This is a genomic window from Rhizobium sp. CBN3 (genome assembly GCF_030518245.1).
Lineage (GTDB): Bacteria > Pseudomonadota > Alphaproteobacteria > Rhizobiales > Rhizobiaceae > Rhizobium > Rhizobium aethiopicum_A.
Map to the genome: position 1 here is coordinate 120,240 of NZ_JAULSE010000003.1, position 16,996 is coordinate 137,235.

Annotated in this window: 14 protein-coding genes; 9 read left to right on the forward strand and 5 right to left on the reverse strand. The window is 59.5% G+C overall.

The annotated features are described in order from the left end of the window. The first annotated feature begins 130 nt into the window (after positions 1 to 130). From QWJ46_RS05935 to QWJ46_RS05950, 4 genes are all read left to right on the forward strand, one after another. Positions 131 to 1,027, forward strand: a complete 897-nt coding sequence (locus QWJ46_RS05935) for a glycosyltransferase family 2 protein (RefSeq protein ID WP_368046077.1) — start codon at positions 131 to 133, stop codon at positions 1,025 to 1,027. 112 nt (positions 1,028 to 1,139) lie between these two features. Continuing rightward, positions 1,140 to 3,512 carry a glycosyltransferase gene (locus QWJ46_RS05940; RefSeq protein WP_302749685.1) on the forward strand — a complete coding sequence of 791 codons (2,373 nt, stop codon included), beginning with the start codon at positions 1,140 to 1,142 and terminating at the stop codon, positions 3,510 to 3,512. Positions 3,513 to 3,717: 205 nt separating this feature from the next. Beyond that, positions 3,718 to 4,899, forward strand: coding sequence for an acetyl-CoA carboxylase biotin carboxylase subunit family protein (locus QWJ46_RS05945; protein ID WP_184453088.1), 1,182 nt, complete (start codon positions 3,718 to 3,720; stop codon positions 4,897 to 4,899). Continuing rightward, positions 4,896 to 6,110: a Gfo/Idh/MocA family protein gene (locus QWJ46_RS05950; protein WP_184453089.1), complete on the forward strand. Its 1,215-nt coding sequence runs from the start codon at positions 4,896 to 4,898 to the stop codon at positions 6,108 to 6,110. The genes QWJ46_RS05945 and QWJ46_RS05950 overlap by 4 nt, the downstream gene beginning before the upstream one ends. A gap of 217 nt (positions 6,111 to 6,327) precedes the next feature. Here the strand turns inward: QWJ46_RS05950 and QWJ46_RS05955 are convergent, their stop codons facing one another. Then, positions 6,328 to 7,437 carry a DegT/DnrJ/EryC1/StrS aminotransferase family protein gene (locus tag QWJ46_RS05955; RefSeq protein WP_302749687.1) on the reverse strand — a complete coding sequence of 370 codons (1,110 nt, stop codon included), beginning with the start codon at positions 7,435 to 7,437 and terminating at the stop codon, positions 6,328 to 6,330. Between the two features lie 190 nt (positions 7,438 to 7,627). Here QWJ46_RS05955 and QWJ46_RS05960 point away from each other — a divergent pair, with 190 nt between their 5' ends. Genes QWJ46_RS05960 through rfbA form a run of 5 tightly spaced genes read left to right on the forward strand, consistent with a single transcriptional unit; the run spans position 7,628 to position 13,023 of the window. Then, positions 7,628 to 9,622: a glycosyltransferase family 1 protein gene (locus tag QWJ46_RS05960; protein WP_184453091.1), complete on the forward strand. Its 1,995-nt coding sequence runs from the start codon at positions 7,628 to 7,630 to the stop codon at positions 9,620 to 9,622. Beyond that, the gene (gene rfbC / locus QWJ46_RS05965) at positions 9,612 to 10,190 is read left to right on the forward strand and encodes a dTDP-4-dehydrorhamnose 3,5-epimerase (protein ID WP_302749688.1); all 579 of its coding nucleotides are present in this window, start codon (positions 9,612 to 9,614) and stop codon (positions 10,188 to 10,190) included. Before QWJ46_RS05960 ends, rfbC begins: the two co-directional genes overlap by 11 nt. Positions 10,191 to 10,196: 6 nt before the next feature. Further along, positions 10,197 to 11,252 (forward strand): dTDP-glucose 4,6-dehydratase, encoded by a 1,056-nt coding sequence (gene rfbB / locus QWJ46_RS05970; protein ID WP_184453093.1) that lies wholly within the window; start codon positions 10,197 to 10,199, stop codon positions 11,250 to 11,252. Between the two features lie 3 nt (positions 11,253 to 11,255). Further along, on the forward strand, positions 11,256 to 12,143 hold the full coding sequence (rfbD, locus tag QWJ46_RS05975) for a dTDP-4-dehydrorhamnose reductase (protein WP_184453094.1): 888 nt from the start codon (positions 11,256 to 11,258) through the stop codon (positions 12,141 to 12,143). 10 nt (positions 12,144 to 12,153) lie between these two features. Continuing rightward, positions 12,154 to 13,023 (forward strand): glucose-1-phosphate thymidylyltransferase RfbA, encoded by an 870-nt coding sequence (gene rfbA, locus QWJ46_RS05980; protein ID WP_302749689.1) that lies wholly within the window; start codon positions 12,154 to 12,156, stop codon positions 13,021 to 13,023. Between the two features lie 85 nt (positions 13,024 to 13,108). On the opposite strand, the gene QWJ46_RS05985 is transcribed toward rfbA, so the two are convergent. The 4 genes from QWJ46_RS05985 to glyA are packed head-to-tail and all read right to left on the reverse strand — an operon-like array spanning position 13,109 to position 16,836. Then, positions 13,109 to 13,738 (reverse strand): riboflavin synthase, encoded by a 630-nt coding sequence (locus QWJ46_RS05985; protein ID WP_302749691.1) that lies wholly within the window; start codon positions 13,736 to 13,738, stop codon positions 13,109 to 13,111. Further along, a complete protein-coding gene (ribD, locus tag QWJ46_RS05990) occupies positions 13,738 to 15,048 on the reverse strand; it encodes a bifunctional diaminohydroxyphosphoribosylaminopyrimidine deaminase/5-amino-6-(5-phosphoribosylamino)uracil reductase RibD (protein WP_302749692.1) in 1,311 nt (436 codons plus the stop codon). The genes QWJ46_RS05985 and ribD overlap by 1 nt, the downstream gene beginning before the upstream one ends. A 3-nt stretch (positions 15,049 to 15,051) precedes the next feature. Further along, positions 15,052 to 15,528 (reverse strand): transcriptional regulator NrdR, encoded by a 477-nt coding sequence (gene nrdR, locus QWJ46_RS05995; RefSeq protein ID WP_003547190.1) that lies wholly within the window; start codon positions 15,526 to 15,528, stop codon positions 15,052 to 15,054. Between the two features lie 9 nt (positions 15,529 to 15,537). Further along, positions 15,538 to 16,836 (reverse strand): serine hydroxymethyltransferase, encoded by a 1,299-nt coding sequence (gene glyA / locus QWJ46_RS06000; protein ID WP_020920944.1) that lies wholly within the window; start codon positions 16,834 to 16,836, stop codon positions 15,538 to 15,540. Positions 16,837 to 16,996: the final 160 nt, after the last annotated feature.

Sequence of the window (16,996 nt, forward strand, 5' to 3'; positions counted from 1 at the left end):
CTTCTGCGCAAGCCTCGCGTAACGCCCGAGTTCTATGGTCATGGCAAGCGGTCTGCTTCGGTCCTTCGGCGAGGCGATCACCGCTCTCGCCGGCTGAGGCTGGAGAGAAGCGTTTCAAGGGGAGAAACATTTGCCGCGCGTGTCGATCTGTATACCGGCCTACAAGCCTGATTTCTTTGAACTCGCCCTGAAGAGCGCAATCGCGCAAAACTATACGGATGTCGAAATCATCGTCTCGGACGATTGCCCGACGGACGCCATCGAGGCTATCTGTTCACGGTATTCCAGCCTCATTACTTATAGCCGCAATCCCCATCCTGGCGAATACACCAATATCATGAGGCTCGCCGGTCTCGCTGAGGGCGAATACATCAAATTTCTGTTCGATGACGACGTGCTTAGCCCTTTCTGCGTGCAGTTTCTTCTCGAAGCGCTGGAGGCGACGCGCGGCAGAGGGACGAAACTTGCCTTTTCACCGCGGCACGTGATCGACGAGAGGAACAACTTCATCAATCTAATCAACCATTTCCAGGTTGCTCAGGGTTTGAAGATCATTGAAGGCCGGGATTTCATCCGCTTGACAGCGATGCATCACCTCAACCTTATCGGCGAATATTCGACCGTGATGATGCGTAAGGCGGACTGCTTTGACGAGAATGGCGAGTTCCGGCTTTTCAGGCCCGAAAACGGCGTCTTCCGCGGCCTTCTTGATCTTTCAGGCTGGATGGAGCTCGCCAAGGAAGGCGCGTTCGTCGCCCATCCGCACCCGCTTTCCTATTTCCGGCAGCATTCCAATTCCAAATCAAACCACACCACGAACCCGATCTTCATCTACGCCATCATCTTTTACGAAGACATTCTGAACTATGCGCACGCCAACGGATTCCTCGGCCCGCAGGATTTGCCGGTCTCCTATCGCAATCTGATCAATGTCTACCAGTACTGGCGCGCCGCCTTTCCCGAACTCGATGCGAGGATCGCTCGCCTGAGTGCGCTGCTTGATGATGCCGGGCGATGGAGCGCGTAGCGGTTTGGGCCACTCGCTCCCAGGGAGCTTCGGTGTACCCGCACGTTTCGCACAATTCTCACGATTTAATTGATGGTCGACATGGCGCGACCATGCAGGCAGAGGGTTTCAAATGATGCAGTTGATGGATGCTACAATGGCGGGTTTCGGCGGACGCGAGCAGATCGTGCAGGCGTCTTTTTCGGTCATCGTCCCCGCCTACAACGCATCAAACGTCATCGAGCGATGCCTGCAGAGCCTCTTAAATCAGCAGGGGAAGACGGCATTTGAAATTATTGTCGTCGACGATTGCTCGGCGGACGACACAATCGCTAAAGCCGAAGAGATAGCTCGTGGGCACAATAACGTTAGTGTCCTGCGCCTCGACAGCAACGGCGGACCCGGCATCGCAAGGAATGCAGGGGTACTCAGAGCAAAAGGCGAATGGATTTGCTTTGTCGATGCCGACGACGTCGTGGAGAACAACTTTCTAGAGATGCTTCAGGCATCCGTCGAAGACCTCACGGATATCCTCGCGTTCAACTCCAGCCTTTATGACGCAGAAACCGGCAATAGCCTGAAAGCCAGCATCCGCGAGGATCTCGCCCGAGTCGAGGGCGCCGACAGGCTGGCGGATTATCTTCAGGATCGCGTTGATCGATCAGTCATCTTCCATCTGTTCCGCCGCCGTTTCCTCCTCGACAATCACATTATGTTCCGCGGCGGCCTTCACGAGGACGTCGATTACATGTTTCACGCGCTGATGCGCGCGCGTTCGATCAAGAGTCTCGACAGGCAGATCTACCGCAAACTCGATACACAGGGCTCAATCGTCAATTCGCTCAGCACCCGTCATGTCGACGGCTTCTTCGATGCGCTCGATGCCATGCATGCGCTCGTGGCGGACACGCCGATGTGGCCTGACCTGAAAAATCCTTTCCTGACAGGCATCATCAACGTGACCGCGTCTCGCCTGCTCAGGCTGCTGCCCGGCAAGGTGGTCAAGCTCGAGGATGCCGGCAAGATCCTCTCCACGCTTCACGGCCGTGTCGTGCGCTCAATGAAGCTTGCCGAGCTCGCCTATCCCCTGCCGGTTCCACCATCCGGCTTCCGCACCAAATACCGGATCACCTTCGATGCCTTTATGAACGGCATGGAAAAAGGCGATACGACCGAGGATATGCTGAAAGCCTTCGCGGAGATCGCGCCGAAGCTCTGGAGCTGCTACGACCTTCATCATTCCATTCTGCTCGGGCCCGGCGAGGTGCGCACCTGCTGCAAGCGCTTCACCTATGAAGGCGAGCTGAAAGGCGATGTGGTTCTTTTTGGCGGTAACGGCAAGGATTTCGAGTTCACCTACAGCGATATCAAGCAGGCAAAGGATGCCCTGTTCCTCGAGATCAACCGAGACAACTCGGATGAATGCCGCGGTTGTCCCTTCTTGAAATTCGAGGATTGGGGCCGGCCGCTCAATCAGGGCGTCAAGTATCTTTCCTTCGAGCATCACTCGCTTTGCAACATGCGCTGCACCTATTGCAGCGAGACGTATTTTGGCGGCAAGAAGCCCGCTTATGATGCGGGTGCATTTATCGACACATTAAAGGATGCGAAGGCCCTCGAGAACATGGAATATATCGTCTGGGGCGGCGGCGAACCAACGGTCGAGCCGCGCTTCGACGAGCTTCTCAGCAAGCTGGCTGAGGGCATTTCCAATGTTAAGCAGCGCGTCATCACCAACGCGACGATGTATTCGGAGCCCCTTGCGGACCTTCTCAGGAAGGACCAAGCCCATATCGTTACCAGCATCGACGCCGGAAACAGCAATAATTTCAATGAGATCCGCAAGTACAAACATTTCGCGCGGGTCTTCGAAAACCTCCGCCGCTATGCTGCCTGCTCTTCGCGCAACGTCGTCATAAAATATATTCTCTTGCCGGAAAACAGCTCCTCGGACGAACTCCGGCAATATGCCGACCTGATCGTCGAGAATGGCCTGACCGATTGCAACTTCCAAATCAGCTGCGATTTCAAAACCGATCGCGTGACCGATGACCAGTTAGTGTCCATCGTAGAGCTTCACCATCTGCTGAGAGTTCGCGGCGCGCGCCTCATTTTCCTCGACGATCTCGTCTGGCAGCGGATCTTGACGGTTACGCCGGATACCCTGGAATTGCTGAAATCCAAGCTGGAATCTTCGGTGCTGGAAACGGCATTCGAGCCGGTCCATCCTGAGGGCGTTGTGGTTTGGGGCATCGGCGGACAGGCTCAGATCATTCGCCGCAAGTCGCAGTTCTTTAAAACGAGCAAGATCGCTTATTTCATCGATCCGCGCCCCGAAATGATCGGCCAGAGGCTCGGCGGCATTGAAGTGCGCGCTCCTCATTCGGCGCTGTCGGATGACCTGCCGATCATGATCGGCGCCGTGCAAAGCGCACCGGAAATTTACGATCAAATTGAGGCCCTCGGCATAAGCCCCCAACGCATTCTGCAGAAAGTCATCCTGTAGCGCTGAACTCTGATCGAAGCGATGGGAAGTCCACCGCCTCGCTCAGCAAGCCTCGGGAAACGCCCGCGGCCTATGATTTGATCACCGCATCCGTTTTCGCGTCTCTGAACACCGGAAGCGGATGGAAGAGAGCTGTCAATCTGCTGCTCCAGCGGTTGATGCGCAACGCCCCTGACTCGTCAGGGGATGTGGGAGGGATTTGAGAATGACCAAGAGAGCATTGCTGGTCGGCAGCAACTTCAGCGCAGTTCCCCTTCTATTCGCCCTGAAAAGGCGCGGCCTGCATATTTCCGTGTGCGGAAACCGGCCGGATGAGCCCTGCCACGCGCATGCGGATCAGTCGCATCTCATCGACTACAGCGATCCGACCGTGCTGCTCTCCCTCGTCGAGAACGGCGATTTCGATTTCATCGTGCCGACCGGCAACGACGTTGCCTATATGTCGACCACCTTCGTCGCCGAAAAGCTCGGATTCCCGCGCTTCGATTCGATGGAAACCGCGACCATCATTCACACGAAGCAGGCGTTCCGCAGCTTCACCGAGCAGTACGATATCCCTGCCCCACATTCGGTGCGCCTGCACGGCGACTCGCCGGTCGAGACCGGCGCACTGCGCTACCCGCTGCTGGTGAAGCCAAGCGACAGTTTCAGCGGTCGTGGTGTCACGAAGGTTTTCGACAGGACAGAACTTACCGACGCCGTCGCCGACGCCCGGCGCAACTCGCGCGCGGCGGAGATCGTTATCGAGGAATTCGTCGAAGGCAGCCTGCACAGCCATTCCGCCTTCATCAAGGACCAGGAAATCATCTTCGACGTCTTCGTCGACGAATATTGCACAGTCTACCCATACCAGGTCGATTCATCGAATCATCCGTCGCGGCTCTCCGAAACTGTCCGTTCGAAGACGCGTGCCATTATGGCGCGTGTCGTCAAGCTGCTCGGACTGCAGGACGGCCTCATCCATACGCAGTTCCTGTCGAATGGCGACGATGTCTGGATCGTCGAATGCATGCGGCGCTGCCCGGGTGATCTTTACGGCTCACTTGTCGATCAGTCTCTCGGCATCGATTATGCCGACCTCGTCATAACGCTGCTGCTGGGCGAGGAATTTTCTGTCAATCCGCGCTTCAATCCGCCGCTGTTTTTTGGGCGCCACACCATCACCTCCGACACTCCCTCGACGCCGTTTTCCTTCTCACATTCCATTCCATCATCCGATGTCCGCATCGCACAGCTCAAGACCACCGGCAAGCCGATGAAATCGGCACCGCTCGACAAGCTCGCCATCCTCTACGCCCGTTTCGAGACGCAAGGCGAGATGCTGAAGGTGGCTCCGGATTTCAAAACGTTCATTTCGCTCCAAACGATGCAAGGAGACCTCGCATGAGCCGATCAAGCCAGGGAGTACCGGAAAAGCTGCGCCTCGGCTTTCTGGGCGGCGCCGTCAATTCTGCTGTGGGTCGCGCTCATCGCGATGCAATCGAACTTGATCAGAAATTCGATCTTGTCGCCGGCTGCTTCAGCCGCCACCAGGAGATCAATCGCGAGACAGCGGAACAGTACCGCATTTTGCCGGAGCGCTGCCATGGCGACTTCGATAGCTTGCTATCGAAAGAATCCGGCAACATCGATGCTCTCGTCGTGCTTACGCCGACGCAGCAGCATACGAATCAGGTTGTCGCCGCACTCGAGGCGGGTATTCCGGTGATCTCGGAAAAAGCCCTTGCCGGTTCGAGCGCCGAGACCCGCATGATCGACAATGCGCGCAGTAACGGGACCTTTTTGGCCGTAACCTACAATTACACGGGATACCCCATGCTCCGCGAAATCCGCGGCATGGTCGAGCATGGTGTTTTCGGCGAATTGCAGCAGATCCATATTGAGATGCCGCAGGAGAGCTTCCTCCGTTTCCGCCGCGACGGGACGCCGATGACGCCACAGGATTGGCGCTTGCGCGACGGTCCCGTGCCGACGGTTTCGCTGGATCTCGGCGTTCATGTGCACTCGTTGCTTCATTTTCTTACACAGCGGGAGCCGGAGGAAGTCTGCGCGACCAGCCAGAGTTTCGGCAACTTCCCGCAGGTGCTCGACAATGTGCAGGCGCTCGTGCGCTGCGCCGGCGGCCTGCATTGCAGCATGTGGTACGGCAAGACAGCGCTCGGGCAACGCAACGGCCTGCGTGTGCGGCTCTATGGCTCCAAGGCATCAGTCGAATGGCTTCAGGAAACCCCCGAGATTGCCCATTTCTACGACCGCAACGGCCGCAAGCAGATCCTCGATCGCGCCAGCCCGGATATCATGATCGCCAACGCTAGCCGCTATGAGCGGTTCAAGGCAGGTCATCCTTCGGGCTTCATCGAAGCCTTCGCGAATTATTATGCCGACCTTGCGGACGCCCTGCTGCAACGCAAGACCAATAGCGCACGCTTGCCCCATCCCTATGTTCTCGGGCTCGATGAGGCGGAAGAAGGACTGCGGCTGCTGGAAGCGATCGAATGCTCGCGGCTTGAAAAGCGCTGGATCGAGATTGAGCCGCGGGGCGTACGGCGCGCTGTGACAGAGCGGCTCGAAATCCAGGCTCCGCAACTGGCACTCTAATCTATCCTCTACAGGATAAAGAAAGCGGCGTGGTCGATGGTCACGCCGCTTTCGTATGGATAGCCGCCTGCAATGCGCGGTTATGCGATTTCTTGTTTTGCACGCAGAGTCCGCGCTTCAAAATCTGCTGACAAGGTAGGCCCCCTGTTGGCGCACGATATCGCACCGTAGATCGTTTCCATCTGCGATGCGATATGACATCCAGAATATCGTGTTTTTAAACCGACTCGATCAGCTCACAGACCTTGTCGACGATCTCCATCTCCATGTCCGGATAGATGGGAAGGCAGAGCACCTGTAGTGCTGCTTCGCTGGCGACCGGCAGGTTCGACGGCTGGGCGGAAGGCAGGCTGCGATACATCGAGAAGCTTGAAATCAGCGGATAGAAATAGCGGCGCGGATGAATGCCGTTTTCCTTCAGTAGCTCGTAGAGCCCGTCGCGTGAAATGGGATAGCCAGGGCGGACGAGGATCGGGAAATAAGAGAAGTTGGAGACGGTCTCGCCGGAACGGTCCAGGCATTCAATGCCCGCAACGCCGCGGAGCCGCTCGCGGTATGCACCGTCGATGAGCTCACGCCTTTCAAGTGCAAACTTGATGTATTTCAGCTGCAACAGGCCGAGCGCAGCGTTGAACTCGCTCATCTTACCGTTCGTGCCTGGCGCCACCACGGTCACTTCATCGACGTAACCGAAGTTCTTCAGCTGGTCGATGCGGGTCTTCGTCTTGACATCCGGGCAGATGATGGCCCCGCCTTCGAATGTGTTGAAAACTTTCGTCGCATGGAAGCTGAGGATGGAAAGGTCGCCGTGATTGAGAACGCTTCCCCGTTGGTCTTCCACGCCGAAGGCATGGGCGGCATCATAGATGACCTTCAGATTGTAGAGATCGGCGATCTTCTGGATCGCATCAACGTCGCAAGGGTGGCCGTAGCAATGCACCGGCATGATCGCCGTCGTCTGCTGTGTGATCGCCGCCTCGATCTTCGCTGGATCGAGATTGAGCGTCACAGGGTCGATGTCGACGAAGACGGGCTTTAAGCCGTTCCAGAGAAGCGAATGCGAAGTGGCCACGAAGGAATAAGGCGTGGTGATGACTTCGCCCGTGACGCGGAGCGCCTGAAGCGCCGTCAGCAATGCAACGGTGGCGTTGGAAAACAGGCTGATGTGCTTCACGCCGAGATGGCTGCAGAGCTCCTGCTCCAGCTGCTCGTGGAATGGTCCGCCATTGGTCAGGATGCGATTGTTCCAGATCGCTTCCAGCGAAGGAATGAATTCTTCGAGCGGCGGCAGGCTGGGCTTCGTTACATAGATCTTTTCGTTTTTCATGACGCCGTCCAGAGTTGGGCACTAGCACTCAATTGGCCTGGTACGAACATCAGGGCTTAACCTGTTGCCAGGCTGACCAGCGAAATCCCCGCCAACAGTGTGGCGCAAGCTTCACGTCCAATAGTCGACACCCATACGAATGCCGTACCGTGAATCACGAAGACGGCAGCCATTCGCGAAGGACGATACCTTGACGATCAATCAGCCCATTTCTTCTTTGCCGGCCGGTCTTCCTGATCTGGCGCTTCTCACGGAGAAAGCTGCCGGGACGGGATCTGTCATTATCTATCAGCCTTATCTCGACCCTTCGCAGCGCAGCCAGATCGACGCAGCGGCCATGCCGCTCGATATCTCGTTCAATACGCAGGCCACGACCCGCGAATATGAACTCTTCCGCACCCTGCATCAGCATCACGAGGCGATCGGCCTCGGCGATGACGTATTCTGGGGGCTGCTCTCCAGCAAATTCGAGATGAAGTCGGTAACGAGCTTCCCGTCCTTTGTCGCAGAGGCGGAAAAGGCCAGGGCAGACGGTGCGGATGCCTATCTTTACAATCCGCTGATCGGCCACGCGGCGATCTACAGCAACGTCTGGGAACATTCGCTGCTTGGCGGTCATCCCGGTATGGACCCGATCTTCCTGCACATCCAAGACCTCGGCTATCCGATCGCGCCGCCGCAGGACAAGACTGCCTTCGCGTTCTGCAACTATTTCTGCGGCAACCGGAAATTCTGGTCCGGGTATTTCGCTTTTTGCGAGCGCATTCTCGAATCGCTGGAACACCAAGCGCGCGCCGGCACGCCGGCGGGTACTGCCTATGCCGGTACGGCACACTATTCGCGCGATGCCAATGCGAAGATGCGCCCCTTCGTGATCGAGCGCCTGCTCGGGCTTTATGTCCAACAGGCTGCCGCCTCCGGATTGAAAATCGCCGCCTTCGTACCGGCTCTTGTCGATTTCGAATGGAAGTTCGGCACCCGCCTCGGCCGGATGCTGCATGGCCTCTTTGCCGCCAAGGAAGCCTTTCTGAAGAGCCGTGACGAGGCTCTGCTGACCTCGTGGCAGGAAGGCCGCCAGCCGCTTATCAAGCAGCCGCATCTGATCTGGATGGCTGATGATCCGCCGGGCTGGATGCCGCGCGGCCAATTCATCGGCGGCCGCGAATTGATGCGCGCCTATGCTCCGCAGGCCTCAGGCGCCTCCCCGATGCCGCAGCAGCCGGTGCGGACGGAAAGGTCTGCTATACCAGCCGCGCCGAAAATCGATGAGCCGCTCCGCGATCCGCTGCAGCCCTTTGCCGGCGGGTGGCAGGCACACAAGGACCGTCATTGCATCTGGATCGTGACGCCCGAAAACTACAATCACAGCCACGCCTTCGATGAAGTCGCGCTCGGGCTGCAAGGCGCCTTCGAGGAACTCGGTGGCTCGGCACCGATCGTCCGCGACATGAACGCATTCGCCGGCCGTGCGCCGATCATCTACGGCGGCAATCTTCTCCCCGCGGAAATCGTCGGCCATCTGCCGAAGGACAGCGTCATCATCAACCTCGAGCAGGTGTCCGAAGAAAGCAGCTGGATCAATTCGCGCTATACGTCGATCCTGAGGGCAATGCCGGTGCTCGACTACAGCCCGCGCAACCGCGAAAACCTTGCCGCCAAGGGTATCGATCACGCCGGTGTCCTCGAAATCGGTTACAGCGGTTGCCTGAGCCAGATTCAGCACAACCCCGTGAAGGATATCGACGTCCTCTTCTACGGCTCGATGAACGAACGCCGCCACCATATCCTGAAGACGCTGAAGGACAGCGGGCTCAAGGTCGCGCACCTCTTCAACATCTATGGTGCGGAACGTGATGCGGCGATTGCCCGCGCCAAGATCGTCATAAACATTCATCATTATGCGAGCGGCGTCTTCGAGATCGTGCGTATTTCCTATCTGCTCGCCAATCGCGTTTGCGTACTGACGGAAGGCGATAGCCGCGATCCAGACCTCCAGCCCTTCATCGGCGGCTTGGCAATTGAGCGCTATGACGACATGATCGAGCGCTGCTCCAAGCTGATCGCAGATGCAGACGAGCGCGATGCCATTGCCGCGGCCGGCCTTGCGGCCATGCGGAGCCGCTCGCAGGCGGACATGCTGATGAGCGTCATGAAGGCCGCAGAAAAGGTAAGTCATGCGCACTGAGACCGCGGCCATCGAGGGCATTGTTGCAATCACGCCGCCACGCTTCGGCGATCACCGCGGCTACTTCTCCGAGGTATTCAAGGATGCCTGGTTCCGGGAAAATGTGGCGGACGTCATGTTCATCCAGGACAATGAGTCGCTTTCGGCGCAGGCTGGAACCGTCCGAGGGCTGCATTTCCAGATCCCGCCCTTTGCCCAGGGCAAGCTGGTGCGCTGCCTTGCCGGTCGTATCATGGATGTCGTCGTCGATATCCGGGAGGGATCGCCGAGTTTCGGCAAATGGCTCTCTCAGGAACTCTCGCCGGAAACCGGCAAGCAGCTCTGGATACCCGCCGGTTTCGCACACGGATTCGTAACGATCGAGCCGAACAGCGTCATCAGCTACAAGGTCACCGCACCCTACAGCCCGCAGCATGATCGGGGCATCGCGTGGAACGATCCGATGATCGGCATTCGCTGGCCGTTCGATGAGAGAGAGATGGTGTCGTCCGACAAAGATAAGACGCTGCCGCGGCTCGCCGATCTGCCATGCCATTTTTCCTATTCAGCACAGCAACCCAAGGATTGATCGTCGATGCGCATACTGGTCACGGGCGGAGCGGGCTTCATCGGATCGGCATTGGTGCGCCATCTTGTCAGCGAGATCGGCGCCGAGGTGCTGAATGTCGACGCGCTGACCTATGCCGGCAATCTGGCATCGCTGAAATCCGTCGAATCGGCGCCGAACTATCAATTCCTGCGCGCCGACATCTGCGATCACGCCAGCATGCAGGAAGCATTCGCATCCTTCCGCCCTGATATCGTCATGCATCTCGCCGCAGAGAGCCATGTCGACCGCTCGATCTCCGGCGCTGCCGATTTCATTCAGACCAATATCCTCGGCACATTCAGCCTGCTGGATGCCGCACGGCACTATTGGGATGGGCTTGACGCGCGCAGCAAGAGTGCCTTCCGCTTTCTGCATGTGTCGACGGACGAGGTGTACGGCTCGCTCGGCGACCAGGGCCTCTTCGAGGAGACGACGCCTTATGATCCATCATCGCCCTACTCCGCCTCCAAAGCCGCGAGCGACCATCTGGCGATCGCCTGGCACCGCACCTACGGCCTGCCCGTCGTCGTCTCCAATTGCTCCAACAATTACGGCCCGTTCCATTTCCCGGAAAAGCTCATTCCGCTGATGATCCTGAACGCATTAGAGGGCAAGCCTCTTCCGGTTTACGGCAATGGCGCGAATGTTCGCGACTGGCTCTATGTCGAAGACCACGCCCGCGCGCTCTTTGCGATCGCATCCAGAGGGCGCCCCGGCGAAAAATACAATGTAGGCGGCCGCAATGAACGCAGGAACATCGATGTCGTTCATCGCATCTGCGCTATTCTCGACGGCGTCTACAGTGACAAGGCACCGCATGCGCGTTTGATCACCAACGTCACGGACCGCCCCGGCCACGACGCACGCTATGCGATCGATGCCTCGAAGCTCGAAAGCGAACTCGGCTGGAAGGCGCAAGAGACTTTCGAAACCGGTATCGAGAAGACGGTGCACTGGTACTTGGAAAACGAATGGTGGTGGAGGCCGCTGCGCGAAAACGTCTACTCCGGCGAACGCCTCGGCGTTTTCAAGGGACAATAAGCGATGCGCATTGCCGTCACCGGCAAACAGGGCCAGCTCGTTCAGTCGCTGCTCAGACGTGGCGCCGAAACGGGCGTCGAAATCAGTGCGGTCGGGCGCCCGGAAATGAACCTCGCGGATCCCACAAGCATTGCAGCCGCCTTCTCGGCTCTGCGCCCGGATGTAATCGTCTCGGCCGCCGCCTATACGGCGGTCGACAAAGCCGAAAGCGAAGCCGAGCTTGCGTTTTCCGTCAACGCGGCAGGCGCCGGGGCGGTTGCCGAGGCTGCCGCGCGGATCGGGGCTCCGGTCATCCATATTTCGACCGACTACGTTTTCAGCGGCGACAAGGCTTCCGCTTATTCCGAAGAGGATGCGACGGCGCCGATCTCGGTCTATGGGCGTTCGAAGCTCGCGGGCGAGAAAGCCGTCGCGGCGGTGAACCCGAACCACGTCATCTTGCGCACCGCCTGGGTCTATTCGCCCTTTGGCAGCAATTTCCTGAAAACGATGCTGCGGCTTTCCGAGACGCGCGATCATCTTCGCGTTGTCGCCGATCAGACAGGATGCCCGACCTCGGCACTCGACATCGCCGACGCGGTTCTTGCGATCGCAGCCCGCATCGTAGCGGATCCTGCGCCATCGCTCCGCGGCACCTTTCACCTGACCGGCAGCGGCGAAGCAAGCTGGGCGGACTTCGCTGAAGAGATATTCGCGGAGCTTCTTAAATCCGGCGGCAAAAAGGTCGAGGTCGAACGCATCCCGACGGCGGATTATCCGACACCGGCGAAGCGTCCCGCCAATTCGCGTCTCAACGGCGACAAGCTCGCCAGAATATATGGAATCCGGCTCCCGGAGTGGAAGCAGTCCATGATGGTGGTCATGCAAGACCTTTTGAATAAAGGTCTTTAAGGAGATGGGCATGAAGGGAATTATTCTCGCCGGCGGCACAGGCACACGTCTGCATCCGATCACAGAGGCCGTCTCGAAACAGTTGATGCCGGTCTACGACAAACCGATGATCTACTATCCGCTGACGACGCTCATGCTCGCTGGCATCAGAGAGTTGCTGATCATCACCACGCCTCACGACGTCGAAGCTTTCAAGCGCCTTCTCGGCGATGGCTCGCAATGGGGAATTTCGCTGACCTATGCCGTACAGTCGAGCCCGGACGGCCTCGCCCAGGCGTTCATCATCGGCGCCGACTTCGTGCACGGCGACAGTTCGGCACTCGTTCTCGGCGACAACATCTTCTACGGGCACGGTCTGCCGGAAATCATGAAATCCGGCACGAGTCGTCGCGAAGGCGCGACAGTCTTCGCCTATCACGTCACCGATCCGGAACGTTATGGCGTCGTCGGCTTCGACGAAAAGATGAATGCGCTGTCGATCGAGGAGAAGCCGAAGGAGCCAAAATCGAACTGGGCGGTGACCGGCCTCTATTTCTACGACCAGCAGGTGGTCGATATCGCTGCCAACCTGAAGCCGTCACCGCGCGGCGAATTGGAAATCACCGATGTCAACCGCACCTATCTCGAGCGCGGCCAGCTTTTCGTGGAGTTGATGGGCCGGGGCTATGCCTGGCTCGACACCGGCACGCCGGACAGCCTGCACGATGCCGCGGGTTTCGTCAGCACGCTCGAGAAACGCCAGGGCTTCAAGATCGCCTGTCCCGAGGAAGTCGCCTGGCGCATGGGTTACATCTCGCAGGCCGAACTCGCCAAGCTCGCGGAGAAGCTCGGCAAGAGTGCCTACGGCCAGTATCTGAGGAAGCTGTCCCCGGATTGGTGAACTATCCGGCCGGCCAGACGCGCTGTCCCTTTCAAACCGCACATAACACCGAAAATGGTCGGAGTTATGCGTTCACCCGTATGCATCAGAGGTTTCCTGCTCCTTGCGCGCTCGGGAATTCCGCCAGCCGGGCAGCGTAACGCGCCATGGTGTCGACTTCGAAATTGACGAAATCGCCGGCCTTGCGCTCGCCCCAGGTGGTGACCTCGAGCGTATGGCGGATGAGTAGGACGTCGAAATCGGAGCCGTCGACCGCGTTGACGGTCAGCGAAGTGCCGTCGAGTGCGATCGACCCCTTGGGGGCGACGAATTTCGCCAGATGTTCGGGCGCACGCAGGCGATAGCGGGTGGCGTCACCCTCCGATGTCACCGAGAGGATTTCCGCCTTGCCGTCGACATGTCCGGAAACGATGTGGCCGCCGAGTTCATCGCCGATCTTCAACGACCGTTCGAGATTGATGCGGCTGCCTTCCCGCCAGGTTCCGATCGTCGTCAGCCGCAGCGCCTCTTCCCAAGCCTCCACCTCGAACCAGCGGCCATTGCTGCCTTCATCAGGCAGGCCGGTCACGGTGAGGCAGATGCCGGAATGGGAGATTGACGCGCCCATATCGATGGTAGAGGGATCATAAGTGGTCGCGACGCGCAGCTTGATGCCCTCCTTCAGGGGGGAAACGGATTCGACTGTGCCGACGTCGGTGACTATTCCGGTGAACATCAAAGCCCTCTTTCGTATTCGTCCAGGCGATCGTCGCCAAACATTCGCGTGCTCATATGCATGAAACCGGATGGTATGTCGGTTGCCCGCAACGGGGATTCAATACCGCCCTTACCGATGACGACAGGCGACTGGTAAAGCTGGATGCGGTCGACAAGGCCGGCGTCGAGGAAAAGCCGCGCGGTTTTTGCGCCGCCCTCGACCAGAAGCGAGGAAATGCCGCGCGTGGCAAGCGCCGGCAGCAAGACCTCGGGATGATAGGGATTGCAGTAGACGATTTCGACACCGGCGGCTTCGAGCGCAGCGCGGCGGGAATTTATGTCGGAGGGGTCAGTGGGCGGAGCACCCCCCTCTGCCCTGCCGGACATCTCCCCCACAAGGGGGGAGATTGGCTGGGGGTTGGCTCCCTGCCCTACATCTTCTGTTGCTGGTGATGATGAATCTGCTTGGGACGTCAGATCGCGCTCCTTGCCGATCTCCCCCTCTGTGGGGGAGATGTCCGGCAGGGCAGAGGGGGGTAATCCCTCAGCATCCGCCGCCAACGGCGAAACTTCCTCGCTCGCCACCACGATGACCGGCACCTCCCGCGCCGTCTGAACCAGCTTACTCGTCAGCGGCAACGCGAGAGACGGATCAAGGACGATACGGATCGGCGACTGGGCTTCGAGCCCTGGGGTCCGCACCGTCAGCAGCGGGTCATCCGATATCGCCGTGCCGATGCCGACCAGGATCGCGTCGGTTTCGGCGCGCAGCGCCTGCACCTCGACGCGGGCCTGCGGACCGGTGATCGCCACCTGCCCGGCCCCCTCGCGGCCGATCATGCCATCGGCGGAAACGGCAAGTTTGAGAGTCACATAGGGGCGGTTCTTCGTCTGGCGGGTGAGATAGGCAGCCAGCGAACGCCGGCCCTCCGTCTCCAATACGCCGGCATCCACCTCGATGCCGGCCTGGCGCAGCATGGCGATGCCGCGGCCGGAGACGCGCAGATCGGGATCGGTGACGCTGATGACGACGCGGGCCACGCCATAGGCGATCAGCGCCTCGGCGCAGGGTGGCGTCTTGCCGTGATGCGAGCAGGGTTCGAGCGTCACATAGGCGGTAGCGCCGCGGGCACGTTCGCCGGCTTCGGCGAGCGCCTGCGGCTCGGCATGCGGGCGGCCGCCGAGCGCCGTGACCGCACTGCCGACGACGACGCCATCACGAACGATCAAGCAGCCGACAGAAGGGTTGGTGGCGGTGCGGCCGAGATGCTGACGCGACAGGCGGATCGCAGCCGCCATGAAACCTTCGTCATCCGCCGTGACGCTCATGGCTCATCTATCCAGCGGGTCGCGGGCGATCTTGGCGTTGATTTCGGAAATGACCTTCTCGAAATCCTCGGCAAGCGAGAAATCCCGGTAGACCGAGGCGTAGCGCACGAAGCCGACATCGTCGAGGCTCTTCATCGCTTCAAGCACCTGCAGGCCGATCTGCTCGGAGGAGATCTCGGTTTCGCCGGAGCTTTCGAGCCGGCGGACGATGCCGGAAACAGCACGCTCAATGCGATCCCGCTCAACGGGGCGCTTGCGCAGCGCCACTTCGAAGGAGCGCACCAGTTTGTCGCGATCGAACGGAACCTTGCGGCCGGTCTTCTTAATCACCATCAGCTCGCGCAGTTGCACCCGCTCGAAGGTAGTGAAACGGCCGCCGCAATCCGGACAGATACGCCGCCGGCGGATGGACGTGTTGTCCTCCGCCGGACGCGAATCCTTGACCTGGGTATCTTCCGAACCGCAATAGGGGCAGCGCATCGCTACTCCTTATCCCATGTAGTCATACATTGGGAAGCGGTCTGTGAGGTTGACCACCTTGCCGCGCACGGCGGCTTCAACGGCGGCGTTGCCGTCATCGGAATTGGCAACCTTCAGGCCGTCGAGAACCTCGACGATCAAATTGCCGATCTCGCGGAATTCGGCCTCCTTGAAGCCGCGCGTCGTGCCGGCCGGTGCGCCCAAACGCACGCCTGACGTAACGAAAGGCTTTTCCGGGTCGAAGGGGATGCCGTTCTTGTTGCAGGTGATGTAGGCACGGCCGAGCGCTGCCTCGGCGCGCTTGCCGGTGGCGTTCTTTTTGCGCAGGTCGACGAGCATCAGGTGGTTGTCGGTGCCGCCGGAGACGACGTCGAGGCCGCCTGCGATCAGCGTTTCGGCCAGCGCCCGGGCGTTCTTGACGATCTGAGCGGCGTATTCCTTGAATTCCGGCTGCAGCGCCTCGCCGAAGGCGACCGCCTTGGCAGCGATGATGTGCATCAGCGGACCGCCCTGCAGGCCCGGGAAGACGGCCGAATTGAACTTCTTGGCGAGATCCTCTTCATTGGTGAGGATGACGCCGCCGCGCGGGCCGCGCAGAGACTTGTGGGTCGTCGTCGTCGCGACATGGCAATGCGGGAACGGCGACGGATGCTGGCCACCGGCGACGAGGCCGGCGATGTGAGCCATGTCGACCATCAAATAGGCGCCGACGCTGTCGGCGATCTCGCGGAAGCGCTTCCAGTCCCAGATGCGGGAATAGGCGGTGCCGCCGGCGATGATCAGCTTCGGCTTGTGCTCTTCGGCCTTGCGGGCGACTTCATCCATATCGAGCAGGTTGTCGCCTTCGCGCACGCCGTAGGAAACGACGTTGAACCACTTGCCGGACATGTTGACCGGCGAACCATGCGTGAGGTGGCCGCCCGAATTCAGGTCAAGGCCCATGAAGGTGTCACCCGGCTGCAGCAGCGCCAGGAACACGGCCTGGTTCATCTGCGAGCCGGAATTCGGCTGAACGTTGGCGAAATTGACGCCGAACAGCTTCTTGGCGCGCTCGATCGCCAGCTCCTCGGCGATATCGACGAACTGGCAGCCGCCGTAATAGCGCTTGCCGGGGTAACCCTCGGCATATTTGTTGGTCATGATGGAGCCCTGGGCTTCCAGCACGGCGCGGGAGACGATGTTCTCGGAAGCGATCAGTTCGATCTCGTGCCGTTGGCGACCGAGTTCCTTTCCGATCGCGCCGAAGATTTCCGGATCGACGTCCGCAAGCGAGCGATTGAAGAAGGATTCGGTGGAAGCATTGGTCATGGGCGGGCTCCTCAACTGGAATGCGCTGAGGTATTAGCCTTCCGCCGTGGCAAGGGCAATACGAAGAACGACATTTGCTGAGCAAAGCGCGCGCTCCGGCCATTTTGCGACAGCGCGGCGCCGATGAATGGCGGCCGCATGACGCAGCGCCCTGCCCGGC